At 37.6% G+C, this 23,892-nt stretch carries 25 protein-coding genes; 19 read left to right on the plus strand and 6 right to left on the minus strand.

What is annotated here, in order from left to right; translation table 11 throughout:
- Positions 1-127: 127 nt before the first annotated feature.
- The 4 genes from KQI66_RS08125 to KQI66_RS08140 all read left to right on the plus strand — a co-directional run bounded on the left by KQI66_RS08125 (position 128) and on the right by KQI66_RS08140 (position 2,536).
- The gene (locus KQI66_RS08125) at positions 128-358 is read left to right on the plus strand and encodes a small, acid-soluble spore protein, alpha/beta type (protein ID WP_216428435.1); all 231 of its coding nucleotides are present in this window, start codon (positions 128-130) and stop codon (positions 356-358) included.
- Between the two features lie 90 nt (positions 359-448).
- A complete protein-coding gene (locus KQI66_RS08130) occupies positions 449-1,222 on the plus strand; it encodes a class I SAM-dependent DNA methyltransferase (protein WP_216428436.1) in 774 nt (257 codons plus the stop codon).
- Positions 1,215-2,099 (plus strand): Hsp33 family molecular chaperone HslO, encoded by an 885-nt coding sequence (hslO, locus tag KQI66_RS08135; RefSeq protein WP_216428438.1) that lies wholly within the window; start codon positions 1,215-1,217, stop codon positions 2,097-2,099. Before KQI66_RS08130 ends, hslO begins: the two co-directional genes overlap by 8 nt.
- A 17-nt stretch (positions 2,100-2,116) precedes the next feature.
- Entirely contained in the window at positions 2,117-2,536 is a 420-nt protein-coding gene (locus KQI66_RS08140; RefSeq protein ID WP_216428440.1) for an NUDIX domain-containing protein, read from the plus strand.
- Positions 2,537-2,587: 51 nt separating this feature from the next.
- Here the strand turns inward: KQI66_RS08140 and KQI66_RS08145 are convergent, their stop codons facing one another.
- Positions 2,588-3,598: an ABC transporter substrate-binding protein gene (locus tag KQI66_RS08145; protein ID WP_216428442.1), complete on the minus strand. Its 1,011-nt coding sequence runs from the start codon at positions 3,596-3,598 to the stop codon at positions 2,588-2,590.
- A gap of 194 nt (positions 3,599-3,792) precedes the next feature.
- On the opposite strand from KQI66_RS08145, the gene polA reads away from it, so the two are divergent.
- The 9 genes from polA (at position 3,793) to KQI66_RS08190 (ending at position 12,958) form a co-directional block, all read left to right on the plus strand.
- Complete coding sequence (gene polA / locus KQI66_RS08150) at positions 3,793-6,453, plus strand: DNA polymerase I (RefSeq protein ID WP_216428444.1); 2,661 nt, start codon at positions 3,793-3,795, stop codon at positions 6,451-6,453.
- A gap of 24 nt (positions 6,454-6,477) precedes the next feature.
- Positions 6,478-7,062 carry a dephospho-CoA kinase gene (gene coaE / locus KQI66_RS08155; protein ID WP_216428446.1) on the plus strand — a complete coding sequence of 195 codons (585 nt, stop codon included), beginning with the start codon at positions 6,478-6,480 and terminating at the stop codon, positions 7,060-7,062.
- Positions 7,063-7,091: 29 nt separating this feature from the next.
- Complete coding sequence (locus KQI66_RS08160) at positions 7,092-7,649, plus strand: lytic transglycosylase domain-containing protein (protein ID WP_216428448.1); 558 nt, start codon at positions 7,092-7,094, stop codon at positions 7,647-7,649.
- A gap of 3 nt (positions 7,650-7,652) precedes the next feature.
- Positions 7,653-9,236 (plus strand): ABC transporter substrate-binding protein, encoded by a 1,584-nt coding sequence (locus tag KQI66_RS08165; RefSeq protein WP_216428450.1) that lies wholly within the window; start codon positions 7,653-7,655, stop codon positions 9,234-9,236.
- Between the two features lie 22 nt (positions 9,237-9,258).
- Entirely contained in the window at positions 9,259-10,251 is a 993-nt protein-coding gene (locus tag KQI66_RS08170) for a galactose-1-phosphate uridylyltransferase (RefSeq protein WP_216428452.1), read from the plus strand.
- Positions 10,248-10,463 carry a hypothetical protein gene (locus KQI66_RS08175; RefSeq protein ID WP_216428454.1) on the plus strand — a complete coding sequence of 72 codons (216 nt, stop codon included), beginning with the start codon at positions 10,248-10,250 and terminating at the stop codon, positions 10,461-10,463. The genes KQI66_RS08170 and KQI66_RS08175 overlap by 4 nt, the downstream gene beginning before the upstream one ends.
- Positions 10,464-10,468: 5 nt before the next feature.
- On the plus strand, positions 10,469-11,077 hold the full coding sequence (locus KQI66_RS08180; protein ID WP_216428456.1) for a Fic/DOC family protein: 609 nt from the start codon (positions 10,469-10,471) through the stop codon (positions 11,075-11,077).
- Between the two features lie 165 nt (positions 11,078-11,242).
- The gene (hflX, locus tag KQI66_RS08185) at positions 11,243-12,511 is read left to right on the plus strand and encodes a GTPase HflX (protein ID WP_216428766.1); all 1,269 of its coding nucleotides are present in this window, start codon (positions 11,243-11,245) and stop codon (positions 12,509-12,511) included.
- Positions 12,512-12,589: 78 nt separating this feature from the next.
- Positions 12,590-12,958, plus strand: a complete 369-nt coding sequence (locus KQI66_RS08190; protein ID WP_216428459.1) for a DUF6514 family protein — start codon at positions 12,590-12,592, stop codon at positions 12,956-12,958.
- Between the two features lie 128 nt (positions 12,959-13,086).
- Here the strand turns inward: KQI66_RS08190 and KQI66_RS08195 are convergent, their stop codons facing one another.
- Together KQI66_RS08195 and KQI66_RS08200 are read right to left on the minus strand one after the other, a co-directional pair.
- Positions 13,087-14,361 carry a GLUG motif-containing protein gene (locus KQI66_RS08195; RefSeq protein WP_216428461.1) on the minus strand — a complete coding sequence of 425 codons (1,275 nt, stop codon included), beginning with the start codon at positions 14,359-14,361 and terminating at the stop codon, positions 13,087-13,089.
- Between the two features lie 112 nt (positions 14,362-14,473).
- Complete coding sequence (locus KQI66_RS08200; protein ID WP_216428463.1) at positions 14,474-15,436, minus strand: helix-turn-helix domain-containing protein; 963 nt, start codon at positions 15,434-15,436, stop codon at positions 14,474-14,476.
- Between the two features lie 372 nt (positions 15,437-15,808).
- Here KQI66_RS08200 and KQI66_RS08205 point away from each other — a divergent pair, with 372 nt between their 5' ends.
- Positions 15,809-15,949 (plus strand): hypothetical protein, encoded by a 141-nt coding sequence (locus KQI66_RS08205; RefSeq protein ID WP_216428465.1) that lies wholly within the window; start codon positions 15,809-15,811, stop codon positions 15,947-15,949.
- Positions 15,950-16,044: 95 nt separating this feature from the next.
- Here KQI66_RS08205 and KQI66_RS08210 read toward each other — a convergent pair whose 3' ends face one another.
- Both KQI66_RS08210 and KQI66_RS08215 read right to left on the minus strand, forming a co-directional pair.
- A complete protein-coding gene (locus tag KQI66_RS08210) occupies positions 16,045-16,509 on the minus strand; it encodes a hypothetical protein (protein ID WP_216428466.1) in 465 nt (154 codons plus the stop codon).
- Positions 16,496-17,455 carry a diacylglycerol/lipid kinase family protein gene (locus tag KQI66_RS08215; protein ID WP_216428469.1) on the minus strand — a complete coding sequence of 320 codons (960 nt, stop codon included), beginning with the start codon at positions 17,453-17,455 and terminating at the stop codon, positions 16,496-16,498. Before KQI66_RS08215 ends, KQI66_RS08210 begins: the two co-directional genes overlap by 14 nt.
- Before the next feature lie 277 nt (positions 17,456-17,732).
- Here KQI66_RS08215 and KQI66_RS08220 point away from each other — a divergent pair, with 277 nt between their 5' ends.
- The 5 genes from KQI66_RS08220 (at position 17,733) to KQI66_RS08240 (ending at position 22,927) form a co-directional block, all read left to right on the plus strand.
- Positions 17,733-19,004 carry a sensor histidine kinase gene (locus KQI66_RS08220; RefSeq protein ID WP_216428470.1) on the plus strand — a complete coding sequence of 424 codons (1,272 nt, stop codon included), beginning with the start codon at positions 17,733-17,735 and terminating at the stop codon, positions 19,002-19,004.
- The gene (locus KQI66_RS08225) at positions 19,005-20,555 is read left to right on the plus strand and encodes an HD domain-containing response regulator (RefSeq protein WP_216428472.1); all 1,551 of its coding nucleotides are present in this window, start codon (positions 19,005-19,007) and stop codon (positions 20,553-20,555) included.
- A 257-nt stretch (positions 20,556-20,812) separates the two neighbouring features.
- A complete protein-coding gene (locus KQI66_RS08230) occupies positions 20,813-21,343 on the plus strand; it encodes a 4'-phosphopantetheinyl transferase family protein (protein WP_216428474.1) in 531 nt (176 codons plus the stop codon).
- A gap of 69 nt (positions 21,344-21,412) precedes the next feature.
- Positions 21,413-21,937 (plus strand): cob(I)yrinic acid a,c-diamide adenosyltransferase, encoded by a 525-nt coding sequence (locus KQI66_RS08235; RefSeq protein WP_216428476.1) that lies wholly within the window; start codon positions 21,413-21,415, stop codon positions 21,935-21,937.
- Positions 21,938-21,949: 12 nt separating this feature from the next.
- Positions 21,950-22,927: a nucleoside hydrolase gene (locus KQI66_RS08240; RefSeq protein WP_216428478.1), complete on the plus strand. Its 978-nt coding sequence runs from the start codon at positions 21,950-21,952 to the stop codon at positions 22,925-22,927.
- Between the two features lie 146 nt (positions 22,928-23,073).
- Here KQI66_RS08240 and KQI66_RS08245 read toward each other — a convergent pair whose 3' ends face one another.
- On the minus strand, positions 23,074-23,883 hold the full coding sequence (locus KQI66_RS08245) for a hypothetical protein (protein ID WP_216428769.1): 810 nt from the start codon (positions 23,881-23,883) through the stop codon (positions 23,074-23,076).
- Between the last annotated feature and the right edge of the window lie 9 nt (positions 23,884-23,892).

The following is a 23,892-nucleotide window of genomic DNA, read 5'->3' on the forward strand; positions in this document are numbered from 1 at the left end:
ATATTATTAAATATTAACACCAATCCTTTAAAGTGTCAATGAAATTAGGGTATGAATTAATAAATATACATAAAACTATGAGTAAATGTCAACAATAGGAGTATTATAAAACATCGGAGGTGCCGAAATGAATGAGAATACCAAAAAGACCGGTAATAAGAATAAAAAGGAGAAGAAGAAAAAACCACTATTCGATCTGGAAACCGAGGTCGGCAGACTTAAGCTTGAAATAGCCGAAGAACTGGGACTGCGTGAAAAAATAGAAAAAACAGGCTGGAAGAGTCTTACCTCAAGAGAAAGCGGAGCAATCGGCGGAAAGATAGCGGGAAAACACCGCGAAAAAAATAATAAAAATTGACGGCAAAAACTTGCAAATGTTTTGTAAATTATTTATAATTAATTAGTTATACAGTCCTGTATTGTAAATATATAAAAAGCAGGTGATTTTGTGGGTGCATATGAAAGCTTTGCATCTGTTTACGACCTCTTTATGGAGGATGTCAACTATGATGAATGGGTTGACTATGTGGAAAAAATATTTTCTGAATTCAATATAAAGCCGGAGCTTGTCTGTGAGCTTGGCTGCGGAACGGGCAACATTGCTCTCCGTCTTGCAAAGAAGGGTTATGATGTTATCGGAATTGATGTTTCCGAGGACATGCTTTCCGAGGCAAAGCTTAAAGCGGAAAAGGAAGGCCTTGATACGCTTTTTCTTCTCCAGGATATGCGTGAATTTGAGCTTTACGGCACAGTCAACTGTATACTGTGCCTTTGCGACAGCTTGAATTACATAACAGAGGACGAGGATATAAAAGAGGTTTTCAGACTTGTCAATAATTATCTTCATCCAAATGGTCTGTTTATTTTTGATTTGAATACTGAATATAAATTCAAAAATATTTATAGTTATAATACTTTTTCGGAAATAACGGACGATGCCGCATATATATGGGAAAATTATTATGATGAGGAAGAAAAGATAAACGAATATTATCTTAACTTCTTTGTTAAAAATGAAAACGGCACATATGACCGAACACAGGAAGAGCATTACGAAAGAGCTTATGATCTCGAAACGATACGCAGATATATTGAAGAAAGCGGAATGAAATTTGAAGCGGCATATGATGCCTTTACTTTTGAGCCTGCAAGGGACGACAGCGAGCGTATTTACGTTGTCGCAAGAGAAATAACCAAAAAGGAGGAAATAGTCAATGGATGATTATATATTAAGAGCAACTGCGGCAGACGGACTTATCAGAGCATTTGCCGCTACAACAAAAAATACAGTTCAGACAGCAAGATCTCTTCATAACACAACTCCGGTTGCGTCTGCGGCTTTAGGCAGACTTCTTACAGCCGGAGCAATGATGGGAACTATGCTTAAGGGCGAGAAAGACCTTGTTACATTGCAGATAAAGGGTGACGGCCCTATCGAAGGACTTCTTGTTACAGCCGACAGCAAAGGCAGAGTTAAGGGTTATCCATTTAATCCAAATGTAGATATACCTCCCAAATCGCCTGTTAAGCTTGATGTTGGCGGAGCAGTTGGCAAAGGTTATCTTACAGTAATTAAGGATCTCGGACTTAAAGAGCCTTATGTAGGAAAGACAGAGCTTGTTTCGGGAGAAATTGCAGAGGATCTCACATATTATTATGCAAAGAGTGAGCAGATACCGACAGCCATTGCACTCGGCGTTCTTGTTGATACGGATACATCAATAAAAGCGGCAGGCGGATTTATAATCCAGCTTATGCCCGGAGCAACGCTTGAGGTTGCAACAATGCTTGAGGAAAGAATAACTCATCTTAAGTATATAACAGAGCTTCTTGACAGAGGCGAAACACCGGAAACTATACTTGATGCTGTTCTCGGTGATATGGATCTTGAAATAATTGATAAGATGCCTACCGAATTTTATTGTGATTGCTCAAGAGAGAGAGTTGAAAAAGCACTTATTTCAATAGGTGAAAAGGACTTAAGAACTATCCTTGAAGAGGATAAAAAAGCAGAAATATCATGTCATTTCTGTAACAAGGTTTATAACTTTGATGAGGCAGATCTTAAAAAGCTCTTAGACGAAGCGACATCCAAGTAATTATTCGGAGGTCGTGTATGAGGTCGGGATTTGCACTGGCTGCAAAGGCAGTTATAGTGAATGGGGATAAAATACTTCTTTTAAGAAGAAGTAAAAAAGAAATGGAAAAAAGCTTTCTTAACAAATATGAGGTATGGGATTTGCCGGGAGGCAGTGTGCGTTTCTGCGAAAAATGCACAGAAGGTCTTTTAAGAGAAATTTCCGAAGAAACCTCGGTTAAGGTAAAAATAATAAAACCGCTCAGAATATTTGATGTTATCAGAGAGCAGGTACATATGACGCTTTGTACATACTTATGTGTGTATAAAGGCGGAAAGGTAATACTCAGCGAAGAACACGACAGCTATTATTGGCTTACGGTCAAAGAAGCTGAAGAGATGAAGATTCCGAACTGGATGATAAAGGATATGAAAAGAGCGTTACAGGAATTAAAATAACTGACAATAATATTTGCCGAACCTTTGAAAAAAAGGCTCGGCATTTTTAGCTTATTTTATATTTTTGACTGCGTTTTCCGCAAAACTGTTATCTATAAAGCCGTCAAAATCAACACGTTTGGAAAGTTCTCCGCCGAATTCCATTATGTCTTCAATATGCTCAAGGCTTTCTTTTTCGAATATCGGATCGGTTTTCCATGTGTCCTGAGCTTTATACCGCTCGATTATGCCGGTAAGCGTTTCAAGATCGCTTTCGGTGAAGTACGGAAGTATTACTGCAGCAATTTCTTCGGAGGTATGCTCGTTTACCCAGAGCTGTCCTTTGTATATTGCATTTGTGAAGGACTGTATTATTTCGGGATTTTCATTTATATAATCCGAGGTGGACATATATACCGTATACGGAACAAAGCCGGATTCGGTTCCGAGAGATGCCACAACATGGCCTAAGCCCTTCTGCTCCAAAGCCGATGCAGACGGCTCAAATTCAACTGTGTAATCTCCGACATCGGCCGCAAATGCTCCGGAGGTAGATTCAAAGGAAATATTGTTTATTATATCTACGTCTTTGCCTTTTTCCAGACCTTTTTCATTGAGAACGTATTCCAACACAAGCTCCGGCATACCGCCCGGTCTGCCGCCGATTATTGATTTTCCCTTTAAATCCGACCATTTGAAATTCGGTTCATCTTTTCTCGATACAAGAAAGTTTCCGGCACGTTGTGTAAGCTGTGCAAATGTTTTTATATGATCTTCCTTACCTTCATTAATTATATATATTCCGGCTTCTGTTCCGAGAAGTGCAATGTCTGCCGAATCGGATAAAAGAGCTGTCATGCTTTTATCGGCTCCCTGACCGACAGAAAGCTCAATATCCAAGCCTTCTTCATTGAAATATCCATTTTCCAGTGCTACATACTGCGGTGCATAAAATACGGAATGAACAACCTCATTCAGCCGTACTGTTGTCAGCTCATTTTCTTTTGACGAACCGCAACCGGACAAAGCGGTTATTGCGGAAATTGTTACAGCGGCTATGCTTAATAACTTTTTTTCAGACATATATAAATTTACCTCCGATAGAAAAAACGTATTATATTATATGCGGTACCAAAGAATATGTTAATAAAATTGACATGCTTATTTTGTCAAAATATAAAGCATTGTTTTATAAATATTAATAAAAAAGTAATGTGTAAACAAAGGAATTGATGTATAATAAATTGATTACATATGACTGACAGGGAGGAAAAACAATGTCCCGTAAAAAATTGCTTATTATAGACGGAAACAGTATCGTAAACCGTGCTTTCTACGGTGTTCCGCTTCTTACGGATTCACAGGGAAGGTATACAAACGGCGTTTACGGATTTATGAATATATTTTTTAAGCTTATGGACGATGAAAAGCCCGATTATCTCGGTGTTGCCTTTGATGTTCACGCACCTACATTCAGACATGAAATGTATTCCGATTACAAAGGAAACAGAAAAGGTATGCCCGAAGAATTAAGAGGCCAGATGCCGATTCTTAAAGAGGCACTTGCCGCAATGAATGTGTCATGCTTTGAGCTTGCCGGATATGAGGCAGACGATATACTCGGCACAATGGCAAAAAAAGCGGAAGAAAACGGAATAAGTGCAACCGTTGTTTCCGGCGACAGAGATCTGCTTCAGATATGTACTGAAAATATAAAGGTAAGAATACCGAAAACAGTTAAGGGCAAAACCGAAATAGAGGATTACGGTCCGAATGAGGTTGAAAATAAATACGGTGTAAATCCAAAGGCTTTTATTGAGGTAAAGGCTCTTATGGGCGATGCCGGAGATAATGTTCCCGGCGTGCCCGGAATAGGCGAAAAGACTGCTGTAAAAATAATACAGCAGTACGGTGATGTGGAAAATTCGATAGAGCATGCGGCAGAGATAAAGCCGAAAAAGGCGTCTGAAAATCTTACAGCCTTTGCAGAACAGGCAAGACTCAGCCGAAAGCTTGTGGAAATTGACCTTAATGTGCCTATTGAATGTAATTTTGACGATATGGACGCCTTAAGACCTTATTCCGAAGAGGCTTATAATATATTTAAACAGCTTGGATTTAAAAGTATGCTTGGAAGAGTTAAGCTTGAGGCAAATATAGAGGACGAAGAAAATAAACAGAAGCATATGCTTTTGCTTAAAGACGCCAACGACGTTAAGGAATTTATAACAAAACTTGAAAACAAGATGTCTGCTTATACGCTTTTGCATGAGGATAATGCCGTTGTCGGAATGGCGTTTGCCTGTGATGATGTTACTGCGTGGGCGGAAACAGGCGGGCTTATGTCATCGGATGATTTTCTTAATGCCGTAAAGTCTTATTTTGAGTCCGAAAGCCTTAAGAAAATAACAATAGACAGCAAATCCGATATGGCATTTTTAAGAAAGAACGGCATTGAATATAACGGTTTGTCATTTGATGTGTCCATTGCGGCATATTTAATAAATCCGATGAAGGATACTTACCATTTTGATGATATATCAAGTGAGTTTTTCGGAGAAGAGATAAAATCCGAAGAGGAAATACTGGGAAAAGGAAAATCAAAGAAAAGCCTTTGGGCAGTTTCTGAGGAAGAAAGAAGATATATTGCCGTAAAGAGTGCGGAAACAGCATTTAAGGCTAAGGACATACTGGAAAACAAGCTTGATGAAAACGGACAGCATAGTTTATATTATGATATAGAACTGCCGCTCATCGGCGTGCTTTCGGATATGGAATGGGAAGGTATACTTGTTGATAAAAAAGCACTTGAGGATTTCCAGAAACGTCTTGAGGAAAGTATGAATGAGGTTTCAAAGGAAATATACGAGCTTGCCGGAGAAAAATTTAATATTAATTCGCCCAAACAGCTTGGAGTTATATTGTTTGAAAAGCTCGGACTTAAGGGCGGCAAAAAGACAAAAACAGGCTATTCAACTGCCGCCGATGTTCTCGAAAGCCTTAAGAGAGATAATCCGATAGTCGCAAGTGTGCTTTATTACAGACAGCTTGCAAAGCTCAAGAGTACGTATGCAGACGGACTTCTTTCGGTTATTGATAAAAAAACCGGACGAATATATTCTACCTTCAATCAGACAATAACGGCAACCGGAAGAATAAGCTCAACAGAGCCAAATCTTCAGAACATTCCTGTAAGACTTGAGCTTGGCAGAGAGCTTAGAAAGGTATTTATACCTAAGGACGGCTGTGAATTTGTTGATGCGGATTATTCGCAGATTGAGCTCAGAGTTCTTGCATCTATGGCAGAGGACGAAACGCTTATAAATGCGTTTAAGGAAGGGCAGGATATTCACCGCCTTACTGCATCACAGGTGTTTAATGTTCCTTTTGATGAGGTTACACCGAAGCAGAGAAGTGAGGCAAAGACGGTCAATTTTGGAATGATATACGGTATGGGAGCGTCAAGCTTAAGCAAGGACCTCGGAATAACAAGAAAAAGAGCCGAGGAATATATGGCAGGCTATTTTGCAAAATATCCGAATATCAAGGTATATATGAACAGAACAATTACGGAGGCGTCCGAAAACGGATATGTTTCGACTATTTACGGAAGAAGAAGACCGGTTCCGGAAATAAATTCGGGTAATCCCATACAGAGATCGTTTGCCGAAAGAGTGGCAATGAATATGCCTATACAAGGCAGTGCCGCAGATATAATCAAGATAGCGATGATTAATGTAAGCAAAAGACTTAAAAACGAAAATATGAAATCAAAGCTTATATTACAGGTACATGACGAACTCCTTATTGAGGCTTATGATGATGAGGTGGAAAGAGTTAAGCAGTATCTTAAGGAGGAAATGGAGAATGCCGCCGAACTCAAAGCACCTCTTGAAGTAGATGTACACAGCGGCAAAAGCTGGTATGAGGCAAAATAAAAAATAATAAAACTGGTGATAAATATGAGAATAATAGGATTAACTGGCGGAACAGGCAGCGGAAAAAGCCATGTAGGCTCAATGCTTAAGGAAAGACACGCATACATAGCCGATGCCGATGTCATAGCACATGAAATAATAGAAAAAGAAAAGCCGGCTTATAATGAGCTTGTTGAGCATTTCGGAAAAGGCATACTTGATGAAAACGACAATATTATAAGACGAAAGCTTGGAGATATTGTTTTTTCGGATAAAAATGAGCTTGAATTCCTTGATGAATGCACACATAAATACATAGTTGCGGAAATTAAAAAACTTATTGAAGAAATAACACCGCAGACGGATAAATATTCGATATTTATAATTGATGCACCTCTTCTTGCAGAGGCAGGACTTGTTGATATATGCGATTCCGTATGGGTGGTTTATGCCGATGAAAAGGTGAGAGCCGAAAGAATTATGAAACGTGACGGAATAACATATGAGCAGGCAGAAAAACGCATTGCTTCTCAAAAATCATGGAAGGAATACAAGGCTATGGGTGCAGTTATAATTGACAACAGCTCAGATGATGATAATATAGAAAGTCAGCTTGATGCTCTTATTTGATGATAAAAATACGATTGGGAGCTTTATAAATGAAAAAAAGTAAATGTTTGATCGGCATTATTATTTTTGTTATAGCGGTTTCGGTTGTATACAGGGCATATGTTGTACCAAATGTGCTTTATCCTGTTCGCTATGATGAATATGTTGAAAAATATGCCACAGATTATAATATAGATAAAAAACTTGTGTTTGCAGTAATAAAAGCGGAAAGCGGTTTTGATAAAAACGACCGTTCAAAAACAGGTGCCAGAGGACTTATGCAGATTATGCCGGAAACAGGCATATGGGCGGCAGATATAATCGGAATTGATGATTTCAGTCTTGATATGCTTTATGATGAGGACACAAATATAAGAATAGGCTGTTGGTATCTGAGGTATCTTCTGGATATGTATGACGGAAAACTGGAAACCTCACTTGCCGCTTATAATGCGGGCTGCGGAAATGTAAACAAATGGCTTGCAGATTCCAAATACAGTTCAGACGGAGAAACTCTTGATAACATACCGTATAAGGAAACGGACGGATATGTTGAAAAAACCGTTAAATATATGTCTGCCTATGAAAAATATTATAAGGAGCTGTAATTGATGAAAAAAATTATTGCATTGCTTAGTGCTTTGATATTTGTTATAACAGGCTGTTCGTCCTCCGAAACGGCGGCTGTTCAGGGCAGCGTAACGGGACAGGGGGCATCAATAAACAGCGAAAATAATGATGAAACCGAATTACAGCTTTCAATGAATATGACAAAAACACTTAATCCTCTGCTCAATTCAGATGAAACGGTTAATGATGTGTTTACACTGATGTATGAAAATCTTGTAAATATAGGTGAGGACGGAAAAGCAGAGCCAAATATTGCCGACAGCTGGACATTTGATGAGGACGGAAAAACAGCACATATTACATTAAAGAGCAGTGTAAGCTTTTCGGACGGCTCAATACTTACAGCTGACGATGTGATATATTCGCTCAGAACGATAGATAATGCCGAAAATTCATATTATAAAAGCTGTACAGATCATATAAAAAACTGGTCGGCACAGGGCGGCTATCAGATTGACATAACCTTTTATGACAGCGGAGCCGGAAATATGGTATATCTTGCTTTTCCTGTTATAAGCAGTGCCTTTTACGGCGGAGATTATGCGGTTATGAGTGATAATCCTACAACTGCCGTAACAACCGGTTTATACAGATTTGAAAGCTTTTCTCCGGCAAAGGAGCTTATGCTTACGGCGGCAATGAATGATTTCAAAGGACAGGCGGCTGTTAATAAAATAACTGTTACAATGACAAAGGACAGGGAAACACAGCTTAATCTGTTCACAAAGGGCATTACGGATATTCTTCTGGCAGAGGAAACGGAGCTTGCCGGCGGAAATACAGCCTTTAACGGAAAACGTGTAAGCTATATTACAAATGTGTATGATTTTATAGGCTTTAATTTCAATAACGCCGTATTTATGGATAGAAATATACGTCAGGCAATAGCTTATTCCCTTGATATTCAGAATATAATTGACGGAATTTATCTCGGCAATGCTGAAAGAGCATATTCTCCTGTCAGAACATCATCATGGCTTTATGACAGCAGTGTATACGGATATGATAACGATTTGACAACGGCAAAAATGCTCGTTGAGCAGTCCGGCTGGAGATTCAGAACAAGCCAGACGGTAAGAGAAAATGAGGACGGCAGGAAGCTTCAGGCGGCAATACTTGTTAATAAAGAAAATTCCGAAAGATGCCAGGTTGCACAAAATCTTGCTTCGGCATTAAATGCACTTGGCTTTGAGGTATCGGTGACAGAGGCAGATTATCAGACATATATGGATAAAATAAATAACGGAAGTTATGATATTTTTGTCGGTGGTTGGACAGTATCTCCGTCCAATGATTTTTCAAATATGTTTGGTACCGATAATAATGTAATGGGATATTCAAGTTCAAGAATGGATGAATATATTTCCGAATGCAGTTCCGCCGTAACCGATGAAGAAATGATGACCGCATATGGCAAGCTTCAGAATTATATTTCACAGGAATTGCCTTATATAAGCCTTGTTTACAGAAAATCGTCTGTTTATATGTCGCAGAGAATACACGGAGATCTTACGCCGGTAAGAAACAGAGTTTTTAACGGCATAGAAAACATAACAGTGAGATAAAATACAACGGGGAGATGGTAACATGTCGGAATTAAGACAGGATATACTGACCGGTGAATGGGTTATATTTGCAGGTAACCGAAAATCAAGACCATATGATTTTATTAAGCACAGCATACCTAAAACATCTGATAAAACCGATTGTCAATTCTGCCCCGGTAATGAAGCCATGACACCCAATGCGGTTTATCAAAATGCCGCTGATGGAGAATGGACAATAAGAGTATTTCCCAATAAATATCCGGCAGTAAACAATGATAAGTCAGAGTGCTGTGATGAAGATTTTTATACATCGGCATATGGAAACGGAATACATGAGGTTGTTGTTGATACGGCAGAGCATTCCGAGGCAATACACGATTTTTCGGTTAAGCATATTGCAGAGGTGCTCAAAACAATACGTTTGAGATATAACGAAATGATGAAAAATCCGGACATAAAATATGTTGAGGCTTTTAAAAACTGCGGTCCGGAATCCGGTGCATCGCTTATGCACTCGCACTGGCAGATAATTGCTGTTACGGTTGTTCCGAGAGAACAGAAGGTGATATGCGAACGGAATAATGAATATAAGCTGAAAAACGGAAAATGTGCGGTTTGTGCAATAACGGAATATGAGCTTGATAAAAAAATAAGAATTATAGACGAAAGTGATAATTTTGCGGCATATACTCCGTTTGCATCGAGAATGTCCTATGAAATAGATATAGCCGCAAAAAAGCATATTAAGCATTATGGAGATTTCAGTGATGAAATGCTTGATGAGCTTGCTTGTATGCTTAAAACAATGCTAAAAATGGTAAGCGGTTTAAGAGAAAATATCTGTTACAATATATGTTTTGAGGATACACCAAAGGATTGTGACGGACATTGGTTCATGCGTATATTGCCGAGAATGGGAAATCCGGCAGGCTTTGAATATGGAACGAACAGCTATATAAATCCTGTTCTGCCGGAAACTGCGGCTGAATATTATAGAAATATTTTGGTAAAGAAAAATGAGGTGGTAAAATGAGCTATACTGTTGAAAAGAAATATACTATAAAGGAAACAACGAAGGTTATTCGTGAAAAAATAGTAAATGATGCTCTTGCGATATCAACTCTTGACGCAAGCGAACCTACTAAAGAAACTATGGATTTGGTACAGGAGTATATAGACGGGCAAAAAGAAATTTCAGAAATATTGGAAGCCACTATAAAGCGCTATAAGATTGCAGAGGTATAAGCTTTATGAAGGATTATTATTTATATGATGATGTTCCTGTATTAAGAAATTTACTCAATATCAAGGACGAAAAACTCCTTCTTGAAGCTGAAAGCAATATCACATATATAAAGTTGTTGGATATTGATGACAAAGTAAAGTCAGAGAATTTTGATTATGACAGATTGAAGAAAATTCATTTTTATATATTCGGTGATATTTATGAATGGGCAGGAAAAGAAAGAGGAATTAATATCGTAAAAGGAGAACGTGTTCTTGGAGGAGATACTGTAAGATATTCTGATTCAAACTACATTGAAAGAGATATAAATAAGGCTTTAAAAGAGTTGAATAGTGTTAAATGGGAAGAATTAAGCATAGAGGAAACAGCAGATAAATTTGCTAAAATCATAGCTGCAATTTGGCAGGTACATCCGTTTAGAGAAGGAAATACAAGAACAGTAATTACTTTTGCAACACAGTTTGCCGAATATCATGGCTTTAAAATGAATAAATCGTTATTAAAAGAAAATTCAGATTATGTAAGGGATTCACTTGTAAAAGCTTCGGACGGTGAATATTCCGAGTATAACTATTTGATTCGAATAATTAAGGATGCAATTATACGAGGTTAAATTTGATAGAAATTTAGAAGATGATAATTATTATGTAGAATGTCACAAATTGCTGATATTCTCTTTGTTTTATTATAAAGATTTTGCAATTATAAAAGAATATGGAACGGATTAGAAATGTGTGCTAAAATAAACGGTAATCAGTTTGAAATCAGAGGTGATAAAATGGCTAAAGAAACAAAATTATATAATATAGAGGAAGAAGAGGAAAGAGTTATTCTTGTTGCTGTCGAAGAGGACGGCACAGACGCAGAGTCATTTTTAAATGAGCTTGAGGAGCTGGCAAAAACAGCCGGTGCGGTTACTGTCGGCAGAGTTATACAGCGAAGAGAAAAAAGACATCCCGGTCATTACATCGGTAAAGGCAAAATCGAAGAAGTGAAAATGCTTATAAATGCTGTTGACGCAACCGGAATAATATGTGATGACGAGCTTTCGCCGGCACAGATGAGAAATCTTGAAGAAATGCTCGGAACAAAGGTTATGGACAGAACAATGCTTATACTCGATATTTTTGCCGCAAGAGCATTATCCAACGAAGGTAAAATTCAGGTTGAGCTTGCACAGCTTAAGTACCGTCTTACAAGACTTTCGGGACAGGGAACATCACTTTCAAGACTTGGCGGTGGTATAGGTACAAGAGGCCCCGGAGAAAAAAAGCTTGAAACAGACAGAAGATATATAAAAGACAGAATATCGGAGCTTGAAGGCGAGCTTAAAAATATCCAGACGCACAGAGAGCTTTTGAGAAACGGAAGAAATAAACGTGGAACGATCAGTGTATCGCTTGTCGGTTATACAAATGCGGGAAAATCCACATTGCTTAACAGACTTACAGATGCCGGTGTGCTTGCCGAAAATAAACTTTTTGCAACACTTGACACAACAACGAGGAGTCTTAAGCTCCCCGGAGGTACAGAGATACTTCTTACAGATACAGTAGGATTTATAAGAAAATTGCCTCATCATCTTATAAGAGCTTTCAGAGCAACCTTGGAAGAGCTTAAATATGCAGATATACTGCTGCATGTTGTCGATGCCTCTAATCCGGACAGACAGGAACAGATGAATACTGTATATGATACACTTAAGGAGCTGGGCTGTGAGAATACACCTGTGATTACGGTGTATAACAAGATGGACAGAGATGTAGAACTGCCGTTGACTATCGATTTTAATGCAAGATGTGAAGCAAGAATATCGGCACTCGACGGTAAAGGTGTTGAAGCAATGCTTGAAACAATCGAAAAGCTGATAAAGAGCTTTAAAAAGAGTATTAAGGTCTGTATTCCGTATAGTGACGGAAAGACAGCGTCAATGGTATACGGCAGATGTGAAGTGATAAGTGAAGAGCATACCGGTAACGGAATTCTCATGGAGTTATATGTTGATGAAGAAATGGAGAACCGTTTAAGTAATTATTTAGTAAAATAATTGTAAACAAAATTTTTAAATAATCGACAATGTTTGCGTGAATTTTTCCGTATTACGCAAATAAAATCCTGATTATATTTGATTTATTATAATCAAGCTGTTGTTGGTGTCGAATTTTATCGTTATAAAATCGTTGCGTATATAGGAGTTGTGGATAATAATGTAAATATAACAATTAATGGGGGAATACAAATGCTGTGTGAAAAATTACTTATGTTCCACGGTAATAACGAAAAGGGGAACCGTTATTACATGTTGAAAAAAGATGTCGGCGATAATGCCATTTACGGTATTATGATTTCTAATGAAAGGTTTATTGATTATGTCGCCGGTGTCAGTGAAAATCGTAAAGAGGTGGAAGAAATTCTGGAGTACTTTTCAAAAAATGATGTTTCACCGATTCATCTCGCTGAGGCGATTGACGAAGCCAAAGATATTAATGTATAACGAATTTAGAAATAAATGCTTTTATCCCCATAAAGCATAAATAGTGTTTTAAAAGAAACCCATCGGTAATGAATTGAATTACCAATGGGTTTTGTCATTTTTGTGTGAGTCAAAAATTAAAAATATGTTTATTCATACTGGTCGGCGCTTTCATACATACAAGTTGTAGAACCAATTTCGCTTGTAAGTGAATTTCTGTTAAATAATACGTCTGCGTTGCAGTTTTCTATTGTGCTGCCTTCCGCACGTCCTGCAATGGCCCCGGGAGTTACGGCACCGTTTATTTCACCTTTTACAGAGCAGTTTGTTATTTTGAAAGCAGTTTCTTCTCCGTAATAATAAAGCCCTGTTCCGACGATACCGCCTACATGTGTTGCATTGTCTGCATCAATGCTGACAGTTACATTGCAGTTATTAATTACAGACGGATAATTTGTCGTTGAAAAACCTTCTGTTTCAAGGCATACATCAGGATCGGAGTGAGTTCCGGCATATCCGCAAAGACCGCCTATTGCGTGTCCACCTTTGGCAGATTTTATTGTTACGTCTGCTGTGCAGTTGGTTACGGAATCCATCATTTCAAGGCAGCCGCCAATGCCGCCAAGTCCGACAGGCTCGTTTCCTTCTGCTGTTATTGTGCCTTTGGCTGTGCAGTTGTCTATTGTTCCGCCAAAGCTTCCGCCGATTATAAGACCGCCGCATTCGGCAATATCGACTTGAATTATTCTGTCATCGAATTGATTGTCACCGATTACAACAATATTTACATCTTCTGCAGAGCAATTTTTAACAGTACCTTTGTTTCCGCCGATTATGCCGCCTGTGCAGTTGTTTCCGGTTATTTCCGAATTGCCCGAAATATGAATATTGTCGGCAACACCCATGTTGTAGCCGATTACACCGCCGATGGCAAGCGATGTACCTTCGTTGGCTGTTATTACCGAATTTTCAACATTGAGATTTTCTATCACTCCGGCATTCATTCCGAAAAGGCCTGCACCACATATGAAATCATCTGTTGTATAGGTGAGGTTAGATACCGTATGCTCTAAACCGTCAAATGTTCCGAGAAAAAATGTTGTGTAGTTTTCCATATCGTTCATATTTCCGATAGGTGTCCAGTCTATTCCGCTTAAATCAATGTCGGCGGTAAGCTGAATGTATTTGTCTGCATAACCGCCTTCCGTACCTGAATTTACGCCTTCGGCAAAGGCAAGAAATGTTTCTGCATCGGAAATCTGATAAGGATCCTCTGCCGTACCTGTTCCTTCGCTGAATATTGAGCTGCTTTCGCTTTCGTTTTCTGCCGCAGCCGTTTCGGTTTTAGTATTGCTGCTTCCACAGCCGGACATAAGAGCTGTTGTTAAGCAGAGAGCTGTAAAAATTCCAACATATTTCTTCATAATATACCTCCTTATGTATCTGTCCATATGTTATCTAAGACTAACTAATTAATATATTATGATTTAATAAAATTGTCGGCAACTCTTTGTGGACAGGCAATAATCCGAACGGTCAGCGTTTTTTGTATTCAGAAGGAAGACAGCCAAACTGCTTTTTAAAGCTTTCCGTAAATTTGCTTGGGTTGTCATAGCCCATTTTTGCGGCAACCTCTGTAACATTGTCACCGGTAAGTTTGAGCATAAGTGCGGCTGACTGCATTCTGTATGCTTTCATATATGAATATATTGATGTTCCGTATACACCCTTAAAACAGGACTTCATGGAAGTGAGAGGTATATCGAATATTTCAGAAAGCTCACGAAGAGTATAGTGATGTCCGATATTTTTTATCATAAATTTCTGCATTTCATGTATTGTTTTAACCTGACTGCTTTGGAAATATCGTTTTTGAACAACATAATCTTCCGGTGTCATATCATTTAAGTACATTAAAAGTTCAAGTATTTTTATTTTTGCATAGTGTGATATTGTTTCCGGAGATGTACTGTAAAGCTCGGAAAAAATATGTTCGATTTCTTTTGAACCCCTCAAAACAAAAAATGAATTATCATCACATAAACGGTTTATTATGCTTTCAATATTTATATCAAGTTTTCCTATAATACTTTCCAGTTCAGATATTGTTTTGGTTGCCTCCGGGATATTAATTGTAATGGATATTCCGTGAAAATGAACAAATGGAAATGCGGTACGTTTTGTACATCTGGTCAGCCTGTGGATTGATAAATCTCCTGCACCTATGTATTGATAATCTCCGTTTTCAAATTCACATTCAAAACGGCCTTCACGGCAGTGGTTGATTTCGATTGTATCTTTCTGAGGCAGTTTGTTTTCGTTTTTTCCGTCTTTCATGTGAAAATCGTTGTAGAAAATATTTATCCCGGGCATAAGCTCATATTGAGTTATAACACCGATGCCTGTGGAATTTTTGAAATTGTATATATTACAGCCGTTTTCTCCGGCTGTGCGCTGTATTTCGGAATCAAAAAAGTTTGTTATGGTATTGTTTTTCATTAGTATTACCTTCTTATCTCGTTAGTTTATACTAACTAATAATAGCATTAAATTGTCGCAAAGGCAATAAATTTGACTAAAAAAGCTATTCAATCATAAAAGTATAAATTTAAGTATTATTTATTGAAAATATAATATATAATCAGATTAATAAATTTTTAATTTACTTGACTAAATATAAGCAATTATAAATGTGACACGATTAGTGTCGTCTATGTTGCACTCATTGTATTGCCGCTTTATCCGAAACACGTTGATGGATATGTTTTTTCGGTAAATTTGCTTTCATATAAAGAAACATCCTCAGTAAGTATATTAATATATTGTATTTTGATTGGTTTGCTTATTTTATCGGGAATTATAAAAATTTTGATGACAGAATTAAAACCGGAAAAAGATCAAAGAGTACTTACAATTATTTCAATGCTTATCGGAACCTTGATGATTTTGCTTTTAGCGGTAACAAGAGAGGCTTATGCCGTAACTGTTGCATTTATTTTATTTATAATATAAGGTAATGTTGTTGCTGAAATATGTGAAAACAGAAAATTAATATTTAACGCAGAAACAGAGCAGACAGCCATAAAAGCCATCTGCTCTGTTGTGCTTTACTCTCTTGCATTATTAAATCTGTCATTTGCGGTATTGAATATATCGATTGTAAGCTGGATAAGATTTAAAGGTGATTTGCTTCCTTCCTGTGTTCCGAATTCGCTTTCTATATTAAGAACGATTTTCTGTATACTTTCGCTTGTAAGCTCTTCTCCGCAGAGGTCGGTGAAACGTCGCATATAATCAACGGCAATTCTTTTTGCCGCAAAGGTATCTATTCTGTCACCTCTGCCGACTCTTTGCGCAAGTATGTTTTCCATTGTGTCTATGATTTTGGGAGTAAGTGCCACAGCGGCATTTTCCACAAAAACGAAGTAGGTGAAGTACACAATGTAGTGTTCTCTTGTAAATTCACGTCCTTCCATATCATAAAGAGTTTGCATTCTTGTACAGCATTCGTCGGCTATTCTGAAAGCGGTTTCTTCGTTTGGAGTACATTCAATAGTTTCAATTATTGTCATTGCTTTTTATCCTCCTGTTTTTGATTTTTCGATATGTATATTCGGCACCTTTCGGTACTATAAATTTTATTGATTTTGGACAGCATTTGAAATGTGCATTGCTGAATGTATGTATTTCTCCGTCAAGGCATATTCCCTGTGGTTTGCTGACGGAAATGTCAGCTTCTTTGCATTGAGTATATTTGATGAAATCCTGAGCTTTTTTGTCTGTTATACAGGTTCCGTCGTGGTATTTCTTCAGAAATTGCAGTAATTTCAGTTTGCTTATGTTTTTGATGACGGCGATGTCAATAAGCCCGTTATCAGGAAGTGTAAGCGGTGATGAACAAAAACCGCCTCCGCAGTAATGTCCCTTTGCGGCAGTCATAAGCAGTGCATCGGTCGTTATATCAAGTCCGCTGTCGGTTTTTATGGTTATGTTAAAGCCCCAGTCTGAGAAAAATTCCTGAAAAAGCCCCTTTATATATGCGGTTGAACCGGAAGAACGCATTTTGTCGGCACGAATGACAATATTGCAGTCAAATCCGGTGTTTGCCATGTTTATTATCATGGTTGGTTTCCCGTTGTCTATTGTTGTTTCTATTGTGTCCAGCTCCATTGATGTTCCGTCAAGCTGTGCTTTAATATCATAAAATTTTTGAGCCGGTGAAAAACAACGTGAAAAATCGTTTCCCGTTCCGCATGGAACAAAGCCGGCCTCGGCATTGGAAAAAGAATATATTCCGTTCACTATCTCGTTAAGCGTGCCGTCGCCGCCGACTGCATAAAAACGGCATGGACGTCCGCTTTCGGCGATTTTATGCACAAAGGTTTTTGCACTGCCTTTTTCGGATGTAGTATGCAGATGACAATTTTTAAGGCTTGCGGCAAGAGCTTCTATTTGCGGAAGAACTCTTGCGGCAGAACCGCCGCCGGAGATAGGATTAACTATAAAATAATTGTCCAATTTTGTATCACTTCCAAGAATTTTATAAATATAATTTTAACATATAATGATAAAAAATACAAAAAAATATAAAGTTCTACAATAAAGAATTGACATTGCAAAATATTAAATTTTTACAGTAAATATTAATAAATTTATTTCATTATTAATGGCTAAAACGGTTGATTTTATGATATACTGAACAAGTGTTTTATAAAACGTATATATAAGAAATAAAAGAAAATAATTATGTTAAAATACATCTGGAAATTTGTAGAAATAACAGGGAGGCTAAAACATGACAATATATATATTAATTATGCTGATTATAATTGTTTGTTTTGGAATTGCCATATATCGTATGTACCTGTTGAACGTACATTTAAAGACTATGGAACAGCTTGTTCAATCGCTTGCTGATGGATACCTTGTTATTGATAAATATGGCATTATTGTTCGGCACGATGAAAAATTTATGGATATAATCGGCAAAAATAATGGTATAAGAGTAGGAAATAAACTCAATAATATAGCTGTGGAAAATAATTCCGATAATAAAAATGTGCTGTCCAATATAATATCCGCAATGAATTCTTTGCAGAACAGCTTTTCCGGAACAAGCTATGAACAGTCTGTTGAAAAAATCAATGGAACAGAAACGAATATTTGTTACTATGTTGTTGAGATAAATCCGCTTATAATTAATAATAAGGCTTGCGGTTATACGATTTTATTCAGAGATGTAACCGAAATGAAGGCTGATATGCAGAAAATAAAGGAAAACCAGACCAGACTTATAGAAAATGAGCGTCTTATATTTCTTGGCCAGATGGTCGGCGGTATAGCACATAACCTTAAAACACCTATTATGAGCATATCCGGAAGTGCTTCGGCAGTGGAAAGACTTGTCGAGGAATGCAAGGAAAGCCTTGGCGATTCCGACGTATGCGAAGACGATTACAGAGAAATATACGGCGAAATTGATGAATGGCTGGACAGAACAAAGACTGCCTGCGACTATATGTCCGATATAATTCAAACTGTAAAGGGTCAGGCAAGCAATGCAAATATGTCTGAGACATCATGGTTCAGTGTGGATAATACCGTTAAACAGGTTATTCTTCTTTTAAGACATGAGCTGTTGAACAGCGGATGCAGTCTTAAGACAGAGAGCGATTTTGATATAAAAAATGTACTTATATACGGAGATATTAACAACCTTGTGCAGGTAATGTCCAATCTTGTGGCTAATTCCATAGACGCACAAAAAGAAAACGGAAATCACGATATTATTTTTTCTGTCGAAAAAACCGACGAAGGACTTAAGCTTAAGGTTAAGGACTACGGTTATGGCATTACGGAAACGGTCAAAAAGCTGCTTTTCAAAAACATGGTTACGAGCAAAGGCAGCAAAGGCAGTGGACTGGGTTTATATATATCGAGTACGGTTATAAAGGTTAGGTTTGACGGAAAAATGTCCTATGAGGATAATCCGGAAGGCGGAACTGTTATGATAATTGAGATACCTATGAAGAATATAAAATTTATCGAAGAAGGGAGTGAGAGATAAATGCGAAAGAACAAAATTGTCCAGAAAACAAATGATATATCAATACTTGCACTTGATGATGACGAAATAATGACAGCTACTTTGCAGTCATATTTCCAATCGGTCGGTTTTGATGTGAAGACCGAAAATGATCCGATAAAGGCTGTTGAACGCATAAAGACAGAGCATTTTGACATACTCCTGCTGGATTTCCTTATGAGCCCCATTAACGGTGATGAGGTTGTTAAAAGAATAAGAGAATTCGACCATGACATATTTATAATACTTCTGACAGGCCATAAGAGTATGGCTCCACCGATAAAAACAATACGTGAGCTTGATATTCAAGGCTATTACGAAAAAAGCAACAGGTTTGATGAGCTTGAATTGCTTGTTGAGTCATGCGTTAAATCAATTAAGCATATGCGTATAATAAATTCATATCAGAACAGCCTTCAGAAAATTCTGAACTGGATGAACGATCTTAACGGATATAAGAATATTAATGATTTGACAGATACCATACTTAAACAATGTGCAGAGCTTCTTGATTGTGAAGATGTATGTATATATCTTAATAAAGAAAGTGTAAGAAATTATTATCTGCTTGTTGAAAAGGGAGTAAAGACATTTAACGGAATCGGTAAATATTCGGAAACGAAGCCTAATACAAACCATGAGGTTTCGGAAATTATAAGAGGTTCCAATGAGAATAAAATAGTATATTTATATAATGATATGCTTTTTGCCGTACTTAAATCGGCGGAGGATAAGGTATTCGGCGTTCTTGCGGTCGGACCGGTTGATACAAATAAAGCAAATATTCAGCTTTTTGAGGTATATGCGGAGCAGGCGGTTGCTGTTGTTAAGAATCTAATTCTTCACGAAATTATAAATATAAGAAGCGTAGAGCTTGAAAAAATGTATGATACCATGCACGACAACTATATGGAAACGATTGACACAATGCGACAGATAGTTGATGCAAAGGATTATTACACAAGAGGACATTCCGACAGAGTTTCGGCATATGCGGTGGCTTTGGCAAAGGCACTCGGAAAGAGTGACGATTTTGTACAGAGAGTAAGGATAGCCGGACTTTTCCACGATGTAGGAAAGCTTGGTATACCGGACAACATATTACAGAAACCGGGACCGCTTACAGATGAGGAATATGACATAATAAAAACACACCCGGCAAAGGGAAAACAAATTATTTCATCATTATCTTCTTTTGATGATATATTGAATATAGTCGAGGATCACCATGAACGAATAGATGGAAAAGGGTATCCCAACGGTCTTAAGGGTGACCAGATACCGGATGAGGCAAAAATAATAAGTATTGCGGATACATTTGATGCAATGACATCCAAGAGAACCTATCGTAATTCGCTTACAACCGAACAGGCTCTTGAGGAGCTTAAAAGATGCAGAGGTACGCAGTTTGATCCGCATATGGTAGATACTTTTGTCGATCTTATAAACAGCAACAGCGATCTTAGAAAGAAGCTGGACTGGACATTCAAAAGCCTTGATGTTTTAGAAAATAAAGAAAAAATAAAACAGTAAATGAATTATAGACTTTACCTGTGGTATTATTTGTAGTATGATAATAAGACTTAATATAAGAAACCGATTTAAGATTAATTCGGCAATAATATAGAAAATTAATCATAACACAGAACTAATGAGGCAGAATTGATGCTTAAAACATAATAATATTGTTTTGGCATTTGAGGGAAGATTTGATATAGATATATATGTAATAAATATCCGTAAGCTCCATAGGGTTCAAAATATAATAATTTATATAAAGGAGTACGGATTTGAGTAATATAGTGATAACCGTATACAACGGAACGAAGAAAACATCAGACGAAATAATAACAGAAAGTATAAGAATGTTTGCGGCAGACAGAGCAATAAGTCTTCCGGATAATATAAAAATAGTTAGACAGGAATTTAAAAAACCGTATACGGAGAATGTTCCGCTGTTTTTCAGTCTTTCACATAGCGGAGATTATACAGTATGTGCAGTATCAAGCTGCTGTATAGGAATTGATTTGCAGAAGGTTAAGAATAACAATAGGGACAGATCCGAATATATAGCATCCAATTATTTCAGTCTTGACGAATACCTTCATCTGAAGGAAAATGACTTTGAGGATTTCTTTGATATTTGGACAGCTAAGGAAAGCGTCGTTAAATATACAGGTGAAGGAATTACAGAAGAATTCAACGGATTTTCCGTTTTGAATAATACAGATTTTGTTATAAAAGAAATACCGTTTATTGACGGATATAAGCTTGTTATATGTACCGATGAGGAGTTTGAGGCTGAAATAGTATATAAGTAAGTCGAAATCTGCGATTCAGATTTGTTTAAACAGCTAGTAGTATATAGGTTTTTAGAGAGTTGGTTTAGAATGGAAAATGGTTGTGTCCACATTTACTGCGGTGACGGAAAAGGCAAAACAACTGCCGCAGTCGGTCTTGCCGTAAGATGTGCCGGTGGAGGCGGAAAGGTTATATACACATCATTTCTTAAGGACAATACAAGCGGAGAATTGAATATACTCCGCGGTATAAAAAATATAGAACTTATTGAAAATCCGTCTTCGATGAAGTTTTTCGGCAGAATGAATTCGGAGGAAAAGGCAGAGCTTGTCGGACTTTATTCAAAGAGAATGGAATATATACGTTCCGTTCTTGAAAACGGCTGTGATATGGCTGTTTTTGACGAAGCTATGGCGGCACTGAATTACGGAATTATCAGAGAAGAAACATTGCTTAATATTATTGACAGCTTTAGGAATAATACGGAAATAGTTCTGACCGGAAGAAATCCTTCGGAAAAGCTTATTGAAAAATCGGATTATGTATCCGAAATCAAAAAAATAAAGCATCCGTATGACAGAGGAGTATTTGCAAGAAAATATATTGAAATGTAGGAGGAGAATATTATGTCTGAAAACACAAAACCGAAAAAGGTTATACTTGATGTCGATACAGGTTCTGATGACGCTGTTGCTATAATGACTGCTTTGCAGTCGGATGAGCTTGATGTTGTTGCTATCTGCTGTGTATGGGGAAATCTTTCGGTTGAAGATACAACAGAGAATACTTGCAGACTTGTCAGAGCAATGGGCAAAGACACACCTGTGTATATGGGTGCGCCTACCGCAATAGCGAAATATCTTGAAAGAGATACAAAACAGGAGCTTCAGCCGATTATAAAAGACGGCAAAGAAGTAAGAATACATTATAAAAGACTTGAAGGACTTGAAGAACCTACGGACAAAAAGGCTGAAGATATGGACGCTGTTTCATTCTACATAGATTATCTTAAGCATGCAAAGGAAAAGGTAACGATTATAACAGTTGCACCTATGACAAACCTCGGTCTTGCGCTTTCCGCTGTTCCTTCTATAGCGGAAAATATCGAAGAACTTATAATAATGGGCGGAACAGACAGACTTGGCAACGTAAGTGAATGTGCGGAGGCAAACATATGGCATGATCCCGAAGCGGCACAGATTGCACTCAATGCAGGAGTACCTACTCTTTTTGTAAGCCTTGATGCAACACATTCTGCCGCACTTACTCTTGAGGATGCCGAAACATTAAGAAATCTCGGAACATTTGCCGGAGGTTTTACCGCAAAAATAATAGAACAGAGAGCAGAGTTCGATTCCGCAATGGCAGGCAAAAAGCTTACATCAACACCGGTGCATGATTCACTTGCCGTTTGTGCGGTGATAGATCCTTCGGTTATTACCGAAAGTAAAAAATGTAATGTAAGAGTTGCATTATCCGGAATTGCTGACGGAAGAACAATAATCGACAGAAGATGCGTTCCGTCAGAGCCAAATTGTGTATTTGCTTTCAGAGCTTCACATGATAAATATATGGAGATGCTTGTTAAGTATCTTAGTAAGTAAACATGAAAAATTTGAAAAAGATAGTACTCTTAAGATTATAGTATATTCAAAAGCAGGTGAATTGAAGAGTCTTTTTAGACTTTTCCTCACCTGCTTTTTGATAATTATTGAAAAATATAGTGTATGAAAATTACCATAATTCAATTTTAAATATCAGCTTTTTCACCTTCGGTCACTTGTGTGAGAAAATCATTTTCCTTTGTTTTCTGGCTCGGAATAAGTTTTTTGGCTATGGAGTTTTTGTTTTGGTGCTTACTGTAAAAATAGCCGATAACGGAGAACACAACCGCACCTATGAAATTAACGAACAGATCCTTCATAGTGTCGATAAGACCGATGTCAAGATAGCCGCCCAGTCCAAGTTCAACGCCGTTCACAGTAACATCGGTTATATTTTTGATATGCTCCGGCACATTAACTCCGTTGGGGTTGAGCATAACGGAATTGATTGTGTGAATAACAGTGTCCTTTTGCATATCTGTTGCAAAGAACCAGTCCATTGAAAATTCGAAAAATTCCCAAAGTATGCCTATTGTCATTGAAAAACAAAATGATACTATCGCAACAAAGAAAGGCGAAAGATTGAAGGTCAGTCGGTCGTCATTGTTGAGAAGGTTGACCAGAGAAAAGCCTATTGCCGCCGCAAGAAATCCGTTCAGCGTATGCAGAAGAGTGTCCCAGCCTGGAATTTTTATATAAAATTCGTTTACTTCGCCAAGTATTTCGGCCGAAAATATGAACATCAGTATTATTATTTCCAAGGCAGTCGGTAGTTCAATACGAAATGTGACCTGAACAAAGCTCGGTATGAGCATGAGTATCAGCGTAAGTCCGCACATAAATACATTTTCAAAATTTCCGAGAAAGCACTGTCTTATCATAACGGCAATGACCAATGCTCGCAGTATAATATATACTTTAAGAGATCTTTTATTTTCCTGCCGTTCTAATTTCATAGCTTTTTT

The sequence above is a fragment of the Anaerotignum sp. MSJ-24 genome (genome assembly GCF_018918145.1).
GTDB lineage: Bacteria > Bacillota > Clostridia > Lachnospirales > Anaerotignaceae > Metalachnospira.

Excerpts from the sequence above, each read along its gene's own strand:
- KQI66_RS08195 (WP_216428461.1), bottom strand. The coding sequence starts at position 14,361 with ATGAAGAAATATGTTGGAATTTTTACAGCTCTCTGCTTAACAACAGCT.
- KQI66_RS08170 (WP_216428452.1), top strand. The coding sequence starts at position 9,259 with ATGTCGGAATTAAGACAGGATATACTGACCGGTGAATGGGTTATATTT.
- KQI66_RS08165 (WP_216428450.1), top strand. The coding sequence starts at position 7,653 with ATGAAAAAAATTATTGCATTGCTTAGTGCTTTGATATTTGTTATAACA.
- coaE (WP_216428446.1), top strand. The coding sequence starts at position 6,478 with ATGAGAATAATAGGATTAACTGGCGGAACAGGCAGCGGAAAAAGCCAT.
- hslO (WP_216428438.1), top strand. The coding sequence starts at position 1,215 with ATGGATGATTATATATTAAGAGCAACTGCGGCAGACGGACTTATCAGA.
- KQI66_RS08220 (WP_216428470.1), top strand. The coding sequence starts at position 17,733 with ATGACAATATATATATTAATTATGCTGATTATAATTGTTTGTTTTGGA.
- hflX (WP_216428766.1), top strand. The coding sequence starts at position 11,243 with ATGGCTAAAGAAACAAAATTATATAATATAGAGGAAGAAGAGGAAAGA.
- KQI66_RS08180 (WP_216428456.1), top strand. The coding sequence starts at position 10,469 with ATGAAGGATTATTATTTATATGATGATGTTCCTGTATTAAGAAATTTA.
- KQI66_RS08240 (WP_216428478.1), top strand. The coding sequence starts at position 21,950 with ATGTCTGAAAACACAAAACCGAAAAAGGTTATACTTGATGTCGATACA.
- KQI66_RS08210 (WP_216428466.1), bottom strand. The coding sequence starts at position 16,509 with ATGACAATAATTGAAACTATTGAATGTACTCCAAACGAAGAAACCGCT.
- KQI66_RS08140 (WP_216428440.1), top strand. The coding sequence starts at position 2,117 with ATGAGGTCGGGATTTGCACTGGCTGCAAAGGCAGTTATAGTGAATGGG.
- KQI66_RS08245 (WP_216428769.1), bottom strand. The coding sequence starts at position 23,883 with ATGAAATTAGAACGGCAGGAAAATAAAAGATCTCTTAAAGTATATATT.
- KQI66_RS08145 (WP_216428442.1), bottom strand. The coding sequence starts at position 3,598 with ATGTCTGAAAAAAAGTTATTAAGCATAGCCGCTGTAACAATTTCCGCA.
- KQI66_RS08125 (WP_216428435.1), top strand. The coding sequence starts at position 128 with ATGAATGAGAATACCAAAAAGACCGGTAATAAGAATAAAAAGGAGAAG.
- polA (WP_216428444.1), top strand. The coding sequence starts at position 3,793 with ATGTCCCGTAAAAAATTGCTTATTATAGACGGAAACAGTATCGTAAAC.
- KQI66_RS08225 (WP_216428472.1), top strand. The coding sequence starts at position 19,005 with ATGCGAAAGAACAAAATTGTCCAGAAAACAAATGATATATCAATACTT.
- KQI66_RS08205 (WP_216428465.1), top strand. The coding sequence starts at position 15,809 with ATGACAGAATTAAAACCGGAAAAAGATCAAAGAGTACTTACAATTATT.
- KQI66_RS08235 (WP_216428476.1), top strand. The coding sequence starts at position 21,413 with ATGGAAAATGGTTGTGTCCACATTTACTGCGGTGACGGAAAAGGCAAA.
- KQI66_RS08160 (WP_216428448.1), top strand. The coding sequence starts at position 7,092 with ATGAAAAAAAGTAAATGTTTGATCGGCATTATTATTTTTGTTATAGCG.
- KQI66_RS08175 (WP_216428454.1), top strand. The coding sequence starts at position 10,248 with ATGAGCTATACTGTTGAAAAGAAATATACTATAAAGGAAACAACGAAG.
- KQI66_RS08200 (WP_216428463.1), bottom strand. The coding sequence starts at position 15,436 with ATGAAAAACAATACCATAACAAACTTTTTTGATTCCGAAATACAGCGC.